Below are 14,696 nucleotides of genomic sequence, written 5' to 3' on the forward strand. Positions count from 1 at the left end.
GGTCGGCGGTGCCGCGGTGGGGCGCGGCGTCGGTGCCGGGGAAAACGCTAGGGCGGACGCCGGAATGGCGTCAATAGTTTGTCAGGACATTATGTTCTGTTGACACGGGCTGTGGGGTCTACCACACTCCCCAACGATCGACCCCCATGCGTCGCCCCCAGGAGAACTCAATGAAGAAGTTCGCCGTCGCCGGAGTGGTCGTCGGTCTGTTCCTCGCCGTGGCCGGGTGCAGTGGCACCGGTCAGGAGAAGGGCGCCGACGAAGCGAGCGATTTGGACCTCACGTACGCGATCGTCACGCACGGTGCGCCCGGTGACGCGTTCTGGGACCGGGTCAAATCCGGTGCCGAGCGGGCGGGCAAGGACTACGGCGTGAAAGTTGAGTACTCCTCGGACGCCGACCCGGCCAAGCAGTCGCAGCTCGTCGACGGCGCGGTGGCCGACAAGGTCGACGGCGTCATCGTCTCGATGGCCAACCCCGACGGGCTCGAGCAGTCGGTGAAGAACGCGGTCGCCGCCGGGATCCCGGTGATCACGATCAACTCCGGCATCGACAAGTGGAAAGAGTTCGGCGCGATGACCCACATCGGTCAGAGCGAGGAGATCGCGGGCAACGCGGTCGGCGCCAGGCTCAAGACCGCGGGCTGGAAGAACGCGCTCTGCGTCATCCAGGAGGCCGGCAACGTCGGGCTCGAGGAGCGGTGCAAGGCGGTGACCGCGACGATGGGCGGCAAGGTGACGAACCTGCAGGTCGACGGCACCGACGACAACGCGGTGCAGGCGACGATCACCTCGAAGCTGCAGGCCGACAAGACGATCGACGGTGTGCTCACGCTGGGCGGCCAGTACGCGATCGACGCGGTGAGCGCGGTCGGGGAGGCGGGGTCGTCGGCGAAGGTCGCCACGTTCGACCTCTCCGCCGACGTCATCAAGAACATCCAGGACGGCAAGATCGAGTTCGCGGTCGACCAGCAGCCGTTCGTGCAGGGCTACGCCGCCGTGACCGCGCTCTACCTCAAGAGCATCAACGGCAACGACTTCGGCGGTGGCCAGCCGGTGTACTCCGGTCCGGCGTTCATCACCAAGGAGAACGCGGACGCGGTCGGCAAGTTCGCGGCCAAGGGCACCCGGTGACGGCTGTCGCCGCGGACGAACGGGTCGCTTCGGGGAGCGCTCTCGGGCGCGTCCTGAAGCGGCCCGAGGTCGGTGCGCTCGTCGCCGCTGTCGCGGTGTTCGTGTTCTTCGCCGTGGCCACGGACACGTTCGCGACGGCGTCGGGCGCGTCGACCTGGCTCCGGTCGGCATCGACGATCGGCATCATGGCGGTCGCGGTCGCGCTGCTGATGATCGGCGGGGAGTTCGACCTCTCGGCCGGTGCGATGACCGGGTTCACCGGGCTCGCGGTCGGCGTGATGACCACGCAGTGGGGCTTGAACATCTGGGCGGCAATGCTGGTGTCGCTGGTCCTGGCGCTGGCCGTCGGCTTCCTCAACGGGTTGCTGGTGATGCGTACCGGGCTGCCGAGCTTCATCGTCACGCTGGGGACGTTCTTCGTCCTGCAGGGCATCGACCTGGCGGCGGTGAAGGCGATCATCGGGCAGGTCGCGATCCAGGGCATGGCGAACGTGCCGTTCTACTCGCAGCCGCACTCCGTGTTCGGCTCGGCGGCCACCGTGGCCGGCGGCCGGGTGTACGCGTCGGTGTTCTGGTGGATCCTGGTCACCGCGGTGGCCACCTGGGTGCTGCTCAAGACCCGGGTCGGCAACTGGATCTTCGCGGTCGGCGGGGCCCAGACCTCGGCCAGGCAGGTGGGCGTTCCGGTGGCCCGCACGAAGATCGGGCTGTTCATGACCAGCGCCGGGGCCGGCTGGCTGGTCGGCATGCTGCTGCTGTTCACGACGTCGACGGTGCAGTCGAACACCGGCGTCGGGCAGGAGTTCATCTACATCATCTGCGCGGTGGTGGGCGGGTGCCTGCTCACCGGCGGCTACGGCTCGGCGGTGGGGGCGGCGCTCGGTGCGCTGATCTACGGCATGGTCAACCAGGGCATCGTCTACGCCGGTTGGGACAACAACTGGCTCAAGGCGTTCCTCGGCGTCATGCTGCTGGGTGCGGTGTTGTTGAACGAAGCGGTCCGACGCCGAGCGGAGCGATCCCGATGAGCACACCCCTGATCGAAGTCGAGAAGATCGGCAAGCGCTACGGCAACATCATCGCGCTGGCCGACGTGTCGACGTCCGTGCACGCCGGTGAGGTGACGTGCGTGCTCGGTGACAACGGCGCCGGGAAGTCGACGTTCATCAAGATCCTGTCCGGGGCGCATCCGCACTCCGACGGCCGCCTGGTCGTCGACGGCGAGGAGCGGCACTTCGCCTCGCCGCGGGAGGCGTTGGCGCTGGGCATCGCGACGGTCTACCAGGACCTGGCGGTCGTGCCGCTGATGCCGGTGTGGCGCAACTTCTTCCTGGGGTCGGAGCCCACCCGCAGGTTCGGGCGGCTGGACACCGGGCTCATGAAGAAGACGACGAAGTCCGAGCTGGCCGCGATGGGCATCGACCTGCGTGACGTCGACCAGCCGATCGGCACGCTCTCCGGCGGTGAGCGGCAGTGCGTCGCGATCGCGCGGGCGGTGTACTTCGGCGCGCGGGTGCTGATCCTGGACGAGCCGACGGCGGCGCTGGGCGTGAAGCAGTCGGGGGTGGTGCTGCGCTACGTCGCGCGGGCCCGCGACCGCGGTCTGGGCGTCGTGTTCATCACCCACAACCCGCACCACGCCTATCCGGTCGGGGACCGGTTCATGCTGCTGCGCCGGGGCCGGTCGATGGGCGACCACCCGAAGTCGGAGATCACGCTGCCGGAGCTCACCGCGCTGATGGCCGGCGGGGCCGAGCTGGAGGCGCTGAGCCACGAGCTCGCGGCCGAGCTCGGCGAGGACTCCGCGGTCGCCCAGGAGCTCTCCTCGGAGGTGTCCGACCTCCGCTCGCCGTGACGTCGCGTCCGTCGGACCCCGCGCTCTCGCGCGGGGTTCGTCGTTTTGTGCGCCACTACTTCTGGCACCGAGTGACGTAAGGCCCGTAGGGTGGGGGGAACACCCCCGGCGCGGGCAGTGTGGCCGCGTCACCGAGTCGAGAGCCGAAGACACATGGCGAGCACCAGGGATTGGTTCGAGACCGTCGCGGAAGCGCAGCGGCGGGCGAAGAAGCGGCTGCCGAAGCCGGTCTACCTCGCGCTGCTGGGCGGTGCCGAGGCCGGCGCGACGATGGACGACAACGTCAACGCCTTCCGCGAGCTCGGATTCCGTCCGCGCATCGCCGACCTGCCGGCCAGCCGGGAGCTGTCCACCACCGTGATGGGCCAGCAGATCGCGTTCCCGGTACTCATCTCCCCGACCGGTGTCCAGGCCGTCGACCCGGACGGCGAGGTCGCGGTGGCCAAGGCCGCGTCGCAGCTCGGTACCGCGATGGGCCTGTCCTCGTTCGCGTCCAAGCCGATCGAGGAGGTCATCAAGGAGAACGAGAAGCTCTTCTTCCAGTCGTACTGGGTCGGCAGCCGGGACGCCATGCTCGCCCGCGCCGAGCGGGCCCGCGCGGCCGGCGCGAAGGGCCTGATCGTCACGCTCGACTGGGTCTTCGACTCCCGCCGCGACTGGGGCAGCCCGTTCATCCCCGAGCGGATCAACGCCGAGGCGGTCCGCAAGTACGCGTTCCCGGTGGCGGCGCGCCCCGGGTACCTCTACCGCTGGATCCGCAGCGGCGCGCTGCCCGACCTCGGCGTGCCGAACCTGGTGCTGCCGGGCGAGGAGGTGCCCACGTTCTTCGGCGCCTACGGCCAGTGGATCCAGACCCCGGCCCCCACCTGGGACGACCTGCAGTGGCTGCGTGAGCAGTGGGGCGGGCCGTTCATGATCAAGGGCATCACCCACCCCGACGACGCCCGGCGCGCGGTCGACATCGGCGCCACCGCGATCTCGGTGTCGAACCACGGCGGCAACAACCTCGACTCGACGCCGGCGACGATCCGCCTGCTCCCGGCGGTCGCGGACGCGGTCGGCGACCAGATCGAGGTGCTGCTCGACGGAGGGATCCGGCGCGGGAGCGACGTCGTGAAGGCGCTCGCGCTCGGGGCTCGTGCGGTGCTGATCGGCCGGGCGTACCTGTGGGGGATGGGGGCGAACGGGGAGAAGGGCGTGAACAACGTCCTGGTGATCATCCGCGACGGCATCAGCGAGACGCTCTACGGTCTCGGCAAGTCGTCGATCCATCATCTGACGCCCGACGACCTGGTGATCCCGGCCGACTTCACCCGCAGCGGCACCAAACACTGACACGATCCGGTGGTACCCGGACGCCACCGGATCCACTACGGAGCACCCGCGCGTTGACCGCGCGTCCTACCCTGGTGACCCACGGTTATCAAGGAGGATGCCGTGACGAGTGGGGACGGGTCGGGTCCGGAGAAGGATCGGCTGTACTGGCGGTACCTGGTCGCGTTCGGCCTCGCGACCTGCGCGATCGGGGGCCCGGCGGCGGCCACCGACCTGCCCGACTCGGCGTTCGCGTGGGTTCTGCTCGGTGTGACGGCGATGATCGGCGGGGTCGCCGCGACCGAGGCGATGGACGCGGCGATCCGCCGGGTCCAGGAGAAGGTCACCGCCTCCCGCGCGATCGCCGCCGGTCCCTCCGACCCGGATCCGGACCCCGCCCCGGAGCCCGGTCCCGGTTCCGTGCCGGATCCCGATCCGGAGCCGGTCGGGAGGCCGGTGGCGAAGGGCCGGACGCGGCTGCCGTCGTTCGTGCTGCCGGCGCTGGTGGTCCTCGTCGCGCTCCTGGTCGGGATCTCGATCCCGCAGGTACGCGACGCGGTCTACTTCTGGATGTACGGCTGCAGCCCGCCCCCCACGCTGCGCGTGCTCACCAGCGCCGAGGGCCTCGCGCCGGTGTCCGAGCTCGCACGCGCCTACGAGCGGGCCAGCGCGGCCGAGCACGACGGGTGCCCCGCGGCCGACCTCTACGTCTACGCGGCCGACACCGGCGCGGCCCCGATCGACGACGCCCGCGAGGCCGACCGGGAGTACGGGGTCGTGAGCGGCGGCCTGGCCAACGGCTGGCCCAGCGAGAGCCTCGGCGCGTTCGGCCCCCGCCCGGACGTCTGGCTGCCCGACACGAGCGTCGACGTCGCCAGGGTCCGGGCCCTGACCGGGGGTGACGGCACGCTGATCCCGGCGCGGGTGCCGTCGCTCGGCGTCACCCCGGTCGTTCTCGGCGTCCCGAGGGGTGTGTTCGCGCGGAGCCCCGACCGGTGGCGGCAGCGCTCCTGGGCCGGCGTGCTGGCCGAGGCCGAGAAGCAGGGCGTCCCGGTCCTGCGCCCGGGGCCGCCCCGCTCGGCGACCGGCGAGATCGCCACCGAGTTCGTCTACCGCAGCGTCGGGCCGGCTCCCGACCAGCGGGCCGACGCGGTCCAGCGGGTCGAGCGCCAGATCGGTCTCGCGTTCGGCCGCGGCCGGTACACCGCCGGTGACGCGCTCGCGCTGCTCTGCCAGCGGCGCGAGCGCACGGACGTCGCCAGCGCGATGATCGTCACCGAGCAGCAGCTCGTCCGCTACAACCAGGGCCGGCCGCTGGGCGACAACTGCCCGCTGGAGGAGCGCGACAGCACCGGCCAGCGCCTCGACGAGGCGAAGCAGCTGGTGGCGGTGTACCCCACCGGCACCGGGAGCCTCGACCACCCGTTCGTCGAGCTGCGCTGGCCGGACCGCACGACCAAACCGGCGAAGCTGATCCGGGCCTGGAAGACGTGGCTGACCTCGGAGAGTGGGCGGCAGGCGCTGATCGACGCCGGGCTGCGCCCCGCGTCGGACGGCAAGGGCGCGGTACCGGTGTCCGAGCCGCTGACCGGGAAGTGGGGCGCCGACGCCGCCGCGCTGTTCGAGCGCACCAGCCCGTCGGCCCAGCAGGTCCTCGAGGCGCGCACCCGATACGACAACGCCAAACCGCAGGCGCGGACGCTCGTGCTGCTGGACACGTCGGGGTCGATGGGCGACGCGGTGAGCACGGCCTCGCGGCGCAACTCCGGCCAGACCGCGGAGTGGACCCGGCTCGACGCCGCCCGCCAGGCGTTGCGCGCGGCGGCCCCGCAGGTGGCGCCGGACGACGAGGTCGGCGTGTGGGGCTTCTCGAGCACCCGGATCCCGCCCGACCGGTTGCTCCCGGTCGAGAAGCGCGACCCCGGCGCGCTCGGGAAGGCGATGGTGCGGCTGGACGCGGTCCGCGCGCAGGGCGGCACCCCGCTCTACCGGGCGATCGAGGCCGGGCTGGCCGGGCTGGACGGCTCCTCCGGGGACCGGACCGTCACGCTCATCGTGATCACCGACGGCGAGGACACCGACACCGCTCCGGGGCGTCCCACGCCCGACCGGCTGCGCGCGGACGCCTCCGCCGCCGGGATCCGGGTGTCGGTCGTCGCGATGGGCGACGCCAGCTGCGCCGGACCGGCGTTGCACACGCTGACGACCGCCACCGGCGGGGAGTGCGTCGACGCCGCGAGCCCGACGCTGGCGCCCGCGCTGGTGGGCCTGTTCGACGCGGTGAGAGGGGGCCGGGGTGGGAACTGATCGGCGGTACGTCTCCGGGCTGGGGGAGTGGTACCGGGCCGGGCGGTCGTGGGTGGACGAGCACCGCGGCCGGTCGGGTCTGGTGGCGGGCGTCCTGATCGGGGTGCTCCTGGCGGCGACCACGGTGTACGCGGTCCCGCGCCTGATCGACTCCACCTGGGAGGACGGCGAGCTCGTCCTGCTCAGCGGCCAGGACGACAGCGTCGGCGACCAGCGGCAGCAGCTCATCGACGAGTGGAACGCCCTGCACCCCGACCACCGGGTGCGCATCGAGGAGATCCGCAGCATCGCCGACGCCGAGCGCGGCGAGATGCTCGCCCGGGCCGGCGGTGACGGTCCGGCCGTCGACGTACTGAACCTCGACGTCGCCTGGCTGCCGGAGTTCGCCGAGGCCGGGCTGCTGCGCCGGATCGCCGACGACACCGTCGACCGGGCCGCGTTCCTGGCCGGCCCGCTGAGCACCTGCGAGTACGACGACCGGGTCTGGGCGTTGCCGTTCAACACCGACGCCGCGCTGCTCTACCGCCGCAAGGACTACCTGCCGTCCGAGCCGCCCTCCTGGACGTCGTTCACCGGCAGCCTGGACATGCTCTTCAAAGGCAACGCGCTGCAGAAGGCCGGCCCGCAGGCCGGTCTGGTGACCCAGCTCGGCGACTACGAGGGCCTGACGGTCAACGCGCTGGAGATGGTGTGGGCGGCCGGCGGGGAGATCGTCGACGAGGACGGCGAGGTGAGGGTCGACTCCCGCGCCGCCCAGGCCGGCCTCAACTACCTGGTCGACGGCCTGAAGACCGACCCGAAGCGGATCTTCCCGGGCTCGGTCGGGTACTCCGAGGCCGACAGCACCTCCGCGTTCCTGCAGGACCAGGCGATGTACCTGCGCAACTGGCCGGTGGCCTACCGGGCCCTGGAGGAGCAGGACCGGGAGTCCGGCCGGGCGGAGAAGGACTCCCGCTACGCGGTGTCGGCGCTGCCGTGGCCGAGCGTCCTGGGCGGGCAGAACCTCGCGGTCGCCGGGCGCAGCGAGCACCCCCGCGCGGCGCGGGCGCTGATCGGCTTCCTCACCGACTCGCGCAGCCAGCAGATCCTGTTCGAGCGCGGCGGCTTCGCGGCCACCCGCAAGGTCGTCTACCAGGACGCCGAGGTCCGGAAGAACTACCGGTACGCGGCGGCGCTGCTGGAGTCGCTCGAACGCGCGCGGCCCCGGCCGCGGTCGCCGCACTACGCGTTGTTCAGCGAGGTGCTGCGGGGCGCGCTGCACGAGGGGTTGGTGACCGGTGACTGGCCGCCACCGGACCTGGCCGACGATCTGCGCGCCGCGCTGCGCGGCCAGCGGCGGTAGCCGTTCGGCGCGCGGATCGGGCCGTTCAACGCTCGATCTGATTAACGCTGCGTAGATCGGGCAGGGTTGCACACTGAAACCAACAAGTATCACCGGTTTACCCGGATAGCCCAACTTCGCTGCGGAGGGCGCCGTGTCTTTTTTGTCCGCACTTGATCGCCGCCACACGGTGGCCCCGGAGGGGTTCAGCCGCTGGCTCATCCCGCCGGCGGCGCTGTCCGTGCACCTCTGCATCGGGCAGGCGTACGCCACGAGCGTCTACAAGAACTCGCTCGTCGCCCACTTCGACGTGAGCCAGACCGCGATCGGCATCATCTTCAGCATCGCGATCGTCATGCTCGGCCTCTCCGCCGCCGTCGCCGGCACCTGGGTGGAGACGAATGGGCCCCGCAAGGCAATGTTCGTCTCGGCGTGCTTCTGGGGCACCGGCTTCCTGGTCGGTGCGCTCGGCATCGCCACCGAGCAGCTGTGGCTGGTCTACCTCGGCTACGGCTTCCTCGGCGGCATCGGCCTCGGCATCGGGTACATCTCGCCGGTCTCGACGCTGATCAAGTGGTTCCCCGACCGTCCCGGGCTGGCCACCGGCCTGGCGATCATGGGCTTCGGCGGCGGCGCGCTGATCGCCAGCCCGGCGTCGCGTCAGCTGATGTCGTTCTACGACTCCGGCTACGACCCGTCCGACGCGAAGTCGATCGCCGACGGGCACGCGCTGGTCATGCTGTTCCTGACGCTCGGCATCGTCTACTTCGTCATCATGATGTTCGGCGTCGTCAACATCCGGGTGCCGCGGGAAGGCTGGCGTCCGGAGGGCTTCGACCCCGCCGCGGTGGCGGCGAAGCCGATGGTCACCACGGCCAGCGTGTCGGCCGCGAACGCGATCAGGACGCCGTCGTTCTGGCTGCTGTGGATCGTGCTGTTCTGCAACGTCACCGCCGGTATCGGCATCCTCGAGCAGGCCAGCCCGATGATCCAGGACTTCTTCCGGGACGGCGACGCGTCGGCGGTCGGGGTGTCCGCGGCGGCCGGCTTCGTCGGGTTGCTCTCGCTGTTCAACATGGGTGGCCGGTTCATCTGGTCGTCCACCTCGGACGTCGTCGGGCGCAAGCGCATCTACATGCTCTACCTCGGCGTCGGCATCCTGCTCTACGTGTTGCTGGCCTCGGTCGGTGACTCCGCGACCTGGCTGTTCGTGCTGCTGGCCGGCGTCATCATCTCGTTCTACGGCGGCGGCTTCGCCACCGTGCCGGCCTACCTGCGTGACCTGTTCGGCACGTTCCAGGTCGGCGCGATCCACGGGCGGCTGCTGACCGCCTGGTCCGCGGCCGGCGTCGCCGGTCCGCTGATCATCAACGGCTTCCTCGACGCCCAGGGCGAGCCGGGTTCGCTCACCTCGTCGGCGTACCGGCCGGCGCTCTTCACCATGGTGGGCGTGCTGGCCGTCGGGTTCGTCGCGAACCTGCTGATCCGGCCGGTGGCCGAGAAGTACCACGAGAAGTCGGCTCCGACGGAGCCCACCGCCGAGACCGAGGAGGCAAAAGCATGAGTGAGCAGACGCAGCGGATCCGGCTGGTGGTCTCCTGGCTCCTGGTGACGGTGCTGCTGGGTTACGGCATCGTCCAGACGCTCATCACCGCGGCCAAGCTGTTCGAGTAAACAGATCGCCTCTCCTCCGGCGTCCTACTGGCGACATCGGAGGAGAGGCGTACTGATGACATCTGACGGGGAGTCGTTCGACTCCTACGTTGCCGCGGAGGGCGCCGCCCTGCTGCGGTTCGCGCACGTGCTCACCGGTGACCACCACCTGGCCGAGGACCTCGTCCAGGAAGCGTTGGTCAAGGCGCACCGGCGCTGGAGCCGCATCGACCGGCCCGGCGCGTACGTCAAGAAGGCCGTGCTCCGGCAGTACCTGTCCTGGCGCAGACGCCGCTCGTCCGGCGAACGGCCCACCGACGCCACGCTCGAGGGCACCGCCGCCCAGCGTGACGTCGCCGAGCAGGTGACCGACCGGCACGCGCTCCGCGGGCTGCTCGCGACCTTGCCGCGCCAGCAGCGTGCCGTGCTCGTCCTGCGCTTCTTCGAGGATCTGGACGACGCCACGATCGCCGAGCTCATCGGCTGCTCGGCCACCACCGTGCGTGCCCATGCCAGCAAAGGGCTGAGCCGGTTACGCCGGTCCGCCCAGACCGTCGACGCGGAGTGAGGAGAACACCATGACCGATATGGAGATCCAGCTCCGCGGAGCGATGGACGACCTGGCCGAGGACGCTCCATCGGCCGAGGGCCTGCTGAGCGCCGTGCACCGGCGCGGCCGGGCCGACCGGCGCCGCCGCCTGATCGTCGGGGCGGTCGCGGTGCTCGCGGCCGGCGTGCTCGGGGGCACTTCGATCGTCGCGGTCGCCGAGCGCTCCGACGAGCAGCAGGTGCAGACGCTCCAGGTGGCGATGCCGGCCGGCAGCAGCCGCAGCGCGCCGCCGTCGCCGGTGTCCACCGGCTGGCTGCCGAAGGGGTTCCCGGAACCGACCGTGCGGCTGCTCGGGCCGAACGCGTGGGGCCTGGACACCCGCCGCGACGAGGGGATGGCCGCGCTGCAGGTGCAGATCATGCCCGCGAAGCCGGTCGTACGCACCAAGCCGGGGACGCTGCTGACGCTCGCGCAGGGGGGCGTCGAGTACTCGCTGTACTGGGTGCCGACGCACGCACCCGGGGCACCGCCGTACGGCAACACGCCGCCCGAGGCGGAGGGCCCGTACGGCGAGTTGATCTTCGAGCGGCAGCCCGGCCAGTGGATCCGCATCATCGTGCAGAACTCCGCCGGTGACGTCGACCTCGGCATCACCCAGTCCGACCTGATCCGGATCGCGACCGGCCTGCGCGACGAGCCCCGCACGCTGCCCGACGCGATCGAGCTGGGCCTACTGCCGGGCAACGTCGTGTGGGGGCAGCTGAAGAACGAGGACTACGGCGTCTACGCGGGGTTCGTCGACGCGGACGCCCCCGCGCGTCCGGTCGACCAGAACGAGCAGCCCAACGGGCACAACGGCAGTGTCGCGTCCCAGGTGGCGGTGTCGGTCGTCCCGCAGGACTCGCTCGACATCAGCGAGTTCGCGCCGCCGCTCAGCCCGCTCCCGGAGGAGGACCCGGACGGCGACGGCTCGTTCGGCACCACCCGGCGGCCGTCGCCTCCGGTGGTCGCCGAGGACGGGTCGGTGTACCGGCGCGACGGGTCGACGACCGTGCTCTACCGGCTGGCGAGCAACCCGAAGCTGCTCGTGGTGGTGCGGGTGAAGGACGGCGTGATGTCCGGAGCGGAGCTGCTCAAGGTCGCGCGGAGCGTCCGCCTCGGCCCGGACGCGGCGGTGAAACCCGGGCGGTGACCCGGACCACGGCACGCGCCTGCTCCCGCGTCTTACTCCACGACACGGGAGGAGGCGCGTGCCGATGGAGTCGTTCGACTCGTACGTGACCGCCGACGGCGCCGCGCTGCTGAGGTTCGCGCACGCCTTGACCGGCGATCACCACCTCGCCGAGGACCTGGTCCAGGAGGCACTGGTCCGGACCCACCGCCGCTGGAACCGGGTCGATCAGCCGGGCGCCTACGTCCGCAAAGCGGTGGTGCGCCAGTTCCTGTCCTGGCGCCGGAGACGCTCGTCGGGTGAGATACCCGCGCCGGAGTTCGGCCGCGACGAGCCGTCGAGTGCCGACCACGCCGACGTGCTGGCCGACCAGGACGCGCTCGCCGCGCTGCTGGCCACGTTGCCGCGTCAGCAGCGCGCGGTGCTCTTCCTGCGCTTCTTCGAGGATCTCGACGACGCCGCGATCGCGGACGTGCTCGGCTGCTCGGCGGTGACCGTCCGCGGTTACGCGAGCCGCGGGCTGGCCCGGTTACGCGAGTCGGCGCCGGAGACCTTCGTCCGGAACGGGAGGACGTCGTGAACGAGCTCGACACCGCCTTGCGCACGCTCTACGCCGGCCGCGCCGACCGGGCGCCGTCCGGCACCGACCTGCTGTCGGCCGTGCACGGCCGGGCCCGCCGGGACCGGCGCCGGCGGGTGCTGGCCGGGATCGCGGCGGTCGTCGCGGTGGTGCTGGCCGGCGGCGTCGGCGTCGCGCTGACGCACCGCCCCGAGGAGAACCGCACGCTGCAGGTCACCGAGGGCAAGGCGGCGGCGCCACCCCCGGCGCCGATCAGCGTGACCCGGTGGCCCGAGGGGTACGCGAAGCCGGCCGTCCAGTACCTCGGCCAGGGAGTCTGGGACATCGAGTCGCGTGCGGGGTCGGCGGCGCTGTCCGTGCAGGTGATGAGCTACCGGCCCGCGGTACGCCCGGGGCCGGGGCAGCGGCAGAGCATTCCGGTGGACGGCGTGCCGGGCACGCTCTACTGGTTGCCCCCGACCCTCGCGGCCCCGGACCCGGCGTCCCCCGATCCGACCGGTCCGTTCGCCGAGCTGACGTATCAACGCAAGCCCGGGCAATGGATCCGGATCGTCGGGGTGAACGTGGGCACTACCCTTGCCCGGGCGATGCTGCGTCTGTTCTCGGTCGCAGGACACCTCACCGACCGGAAATCTCCGGTCGTCGACACGATCCGGCTGGCGCTCCCGGACGGCACCGCGTGGGGGCGGGTGGATGCCGCGGGATCGCATTCACGGGTGATGCTCGTCGACGAGCGGACGCCCGTCGCCGCGGTGGCGCTCAACGATCTGCCGGACAGCCGCATCGTCACCCAGCAGCGCCGGGCGATCGTCGAAGTCGTCGACAAGGACGGCGAGATCGTGCGGAACCTGCCGCAGATCACGGGGCAGGGGGGAACGCTGACGTCGTCGGAGGTCGGGCCGGAGGGCCGGGTGTTCGACCTGGGCACCATCCGGTGGTTCGTGCACCTGGTCGCCGGGAGCGAGCGGGCCGCGGTGGTCATCCGGGTGGACACGACCGACCCGCTCGCCGACGTCGGTACGCTGCGCCGGCTCGCGGAGAGCGTACGGCTGGGCGTCGACGCGAAGATCGGCTGAGAATTCCGGGTGACCGGCATGCGGATCGCCTCTCCTCCCGCGTCTCAACTCGCGACACGGGAGGAGAGCGTGCCGATGAGACCTGACTTCGGCTCCTATCTGGAGGCCGACGGCGCCACGCTGTTGCGGTTCGCGTACGTGCTGACCGGCGACCACCACCTGGCCGAGGACCTCGTCCAGGAGGCCCTGGTCCAGGTGCACCGGCGCTGGGCGCGGATCGAGGAACCGCGCGCCTACGTCCGCAAGGCGGTGCTGCGTCACTACCTGTCCTGGCGGCGGCGTCGCTCCTCGGACGAGATCCCGGCCCGGGACGCGGTGTGGCGCTCCACGGCGCAGGACGACCACGCCGAGCGGGTCGTCGACCGGGACGCGCTGTGGAGCGCGCTGGCCACCCTCCCGCGTCAGCAGCGCGCGGTGCTGACCCTGCGTTTCTACTCCGACCTCGACGACGCCGCGATCGCCGAGCTGATCGGCTGTTCGGCGCACACCGTCCGGGGCTACGCCAGCCGCGGCCTGGCCCGCCTGCGCGAGTCGGCCGCCGTGCTGCAGTCGGTGAGAGGAGAGTCATGACCGACCTGGATCGCGCGCTGCGGGCCACGATGGCTCACCGCGCCGCCGACGCACCCCGCGCCGACGGGCTGATGACCGCGGTGCTCGACCGCGGCCGGCGGCAGCGGCGCCGGCGGTTGATCGCCGGTGTGCTCTCGCTCGCGTTGATCGTCGGTGGTGGGGTCGTCGGCACGGCCGTCGTGTGGCACCCGGACGAGGACCGGACCCTGCAGATCACCGACGGCCGCGCGCCGTGGCCGGACCCGGCGCCGATCCGCCCGGGCTGGCTACCGGACGGTTTCGACGAGCCGCGGGTGCTCTACCTGCGGCCGGGAACCTGGGGATTCGACTCCTACCGGACGAGTCCCCGCGCCTGGTTGTCGGTCGACGTCATGAGCCGCGAACCGGAGCTGCGCCGTGGGCCCGGCGAGCGGCGGGCCGTCGAGGTCGACGGGGCGGACGCGACGCTCTACTGGGTGCCGACGCACGCGTTGGGTGATCCGAAGTACGGCACCGAACCGCCCGAGTCGATGGGCCCGTTCGGCGAGCTGACGTACCAGCGCAGAGCCGGGCAGTGGGTGCGGATCGCGGCGTCGAACGACGAGGGCGGCTCGATGGGTCTCACGGAGGCGGACCTGGTCGAGATCGCGGAGAACCTCACCGACGAGAAGCAGCCGGTCGCCGACGTCGTCCGGATGACGCTCCCGCCGGGGACCGAGGTGGGGCGGGTCGAGGCCGGAGGCTCCCGGGCGACGCTCGTGCTCGTCGACGCCGGAGCGCCGGACGAACCGGTGAGCCTGGCCGAGTGGCCGGGCACCCTCAACACCGGCGAGGCCGGGCCGACCGGCGCCCGGATGACCGTCCTGCTGACCCGGAGCGACGATCCGGAGCTGACGAGGTTCAACACCTCGAACGCGACGTCCGCGCGGCAGCGGTACGAGGACCTGACCGCCCCGGTGAAGTTGCCCCCCGGCGGCGCGCTGTTCCGCGACGGTTCGAGCGTGTGGTACCTCCACCCGCTGCCCGGCCACGACCGCATGACGATCGCCATCCGGGCCGGCTCCACCGACCCGCTGGCGACCGCCGACACGCTGCGGTCGATCGCGGAGAGCGTCCGGCCCGGCCCGGACGCGAAGTTCCCGCGCTGAAATCCCGCGGGGCCTCTCCACCGGAGAGGCCCCGCTCGG

Annotated in this window: 14 protein-coding genes; all 14 read left to right on the forward strand. The window is 71.7% G+C overall.

Annotated features, from left to right (window positions below; genetic code table 11):
* Positions 1–170 precede the first annotated feature (170 nt).
* The 14 genes from CRYAR_RS14235 to CRYAR_RS14295 all read left to right on the forward strand — a co-directional run bounded on the left by CRYAR_RS14235 (position 171) and on the right by CRYAR_RS14295 (position 14,657).
* Complete coding sequence (locus CRYAR_RS14235) at positions 171–1,133, forward strand: sugar ABC transporter substrate-binding protein (RefSeq protein WP_035851207.1); 963 nt, start codon at positions 171–173, stop codon at positions 1,131–1,133.
* Positions 1,130–2,161, forward strand: coding sequence for an ABC transporter permease (locus CRYAR_RS14240; RefSeq protein WP_035851210.1), 1,032 nt, complete (start codon positions 1,130–1,132; stop codon positions 2,159–2,161). The genes CRYAR_RS14235 and CRYAR_RS14240 overlap by 4 nt, the downstream gene beginning before the upstream one ends.
* Positions 2,158–2,988 (forward strand): ATP-binding cassette domain-containing protein, encoded by an 831-nt coding sequence (locus CRYAR_RS14245; protein WP_035851212.1) that lies wholly within the window; start codon positions 2,158–2,160, stop codon positions 2,986–2,988. Before CRYAR_RS14240 ends, CRYAR_RS14245 begins: the two co-directional genes overlap by 4 nt.
* A gap of 153 nt (positions 2,989–3,141) precedes the next feature.
* Positions 3,142–4,323, forward strand: a complete 1,182-nt coding sequence (gene mftD, locus CRYAR_RS14250) for a pre-mycofactocin synthase MftD (protein ID WP_035851214.1) — start codon at positions 3,142–3,144, stop codon at positions 4,321–4,323.
* A gap of 102 nt (positions 4,324–4,425) precedes the next feature.
* Positions 4,426–6,609, forward strand: a complete 2,184-nt coding sequence (locus CRYAR_RS14255; RefSeq protein ID WP_035851216.1) for a vWA domain-containing protein — start codon at positions 4,426–4,428, stop codon at positions 6,607–6,609.
* A complete protein-coding gene (locus CRYAR_RS14260; RefSeq protein WP_035851218.1) occupies positions 6,599–7,951 on the forward strand; it encodes an extracellular solute-binding protein in 1,353 nt (450 codons plus the stop codon). Before CRYAR_RS14255 ends, CRYAR_RS14260 begins: the two co-directional genes overlap by 11 nt.
* A gap of 133 nt (positions 7,952–8,084) precedes the next feature.
* Positions 8,085–9,494, forward strand: a complete 1,410-nt coding sequence (locus tag CRYAR_RS14265; RefSeq protein ID WP_035851219.1) for an OFA family MFS transporter — start codon at positions 8,085–8,087, stop codon at positions 9,492–9,494.
* Complete coding sequence (locus CRYAR_RS50675; RefSeq protein ID WP_342673830.1) at positions 9,491–9,604, forward strand: MFS transporter small subunit; 114 nt, start codon at positions 9,491–9,493, stop codon at positions 9,602–9,604. Before CRYAR_RS14265 ends, CRYAR_RS50675 begins: the two co-directional genes overlap by 4 nt.
* Positions 9,605–9,659: 55 nt before the next feature.
* Entirely contained in the window at positions 9,660–10,151 is a 492-nt protein-coding gene (locus tag CRYAR_RS14270) for a SigE family RNA polymerase sigma factor (RefSeq protein ID WP_035851220.1), read from the forward strand.
* A 10-nt stretch (positions 10,152–10,161) separates the two neighbouring features.
* Positions 10,162–11,325: a hypothetical protein gene (locus CRYAR_RS14275; RefSeq protein WP_157017652.1), complete on the forward strand. Its 1,164-nt coding sequence runs from the start codon at positions 10,162–10,164 to the stop codon at positions 11,323–11,325.
* Between the two features lie 64 nt (positions 11,326–11,389).
* A complete protein-coding gene (locus CRYAR_RS14280) occupies positions 11,390–11,884 on the forward strand; it encodes a SigE family RNA polymerase sigma factor (RefSeq protein ID WP_035851222.1) in 495 nt (164 codons plus the stop codon).
* Positions 11,881–12,960 carry a hypothetical protein gene (locus tag CRYAR_RS48575; RefSeq protein WP_035851224.1) on the forward strand — a complete coding sequence of 360 codons (1,080 nt, stop codon included), beginning with the start codon at positions 11,881–11,883 and terminating at the stop codon, positions 12,958–12,960. Before CRYAR_RS14280 ends, CRYAR_RS48575 begins: the two co-directional genes overlap by 4 nt.
* Positions 12,961–13,035: 75 nt before the next feature.
* Positions 13,036–13,530 carry a SigE family RNA polymerase sigma factor gene (locus tag CRYAR_RS14290; RefSeq protein ID WP_035862316.1) on the forward strand — a complete coding sequence of 165 codons (495 nt, stop codon included), beginning with the start codon at positions 13,036–13,038 and terminating at the stop codon, positions 13,528–13,530.
* A complete protein-coding gene (locus CRYAR_RS14295; protein WP_035851226.1) occupies positions 13,527–14,657 on the forward strand; it encodes a hypothetical protein in 1,131 nt (376 codons plus the stop codon). Before CRYAR_RS14290 ends, CRYAR_RS14295 begins: the two co-directional genes overlap by 4 nt.
* Positions 14,658–14,696: the final 39 nt, after the last annotated feature.

Source organism: Cryptosporangium arvum DSM 44712 (assembly GCF_000585375.1).
Classification (GTDB): domain Bacteria; phylum Actinomycetota; class Actinomycetes; order Mycobacteriales; family Cryptosporangiaceae; genus Cryptosporangium; species Cryptosporangium arvum.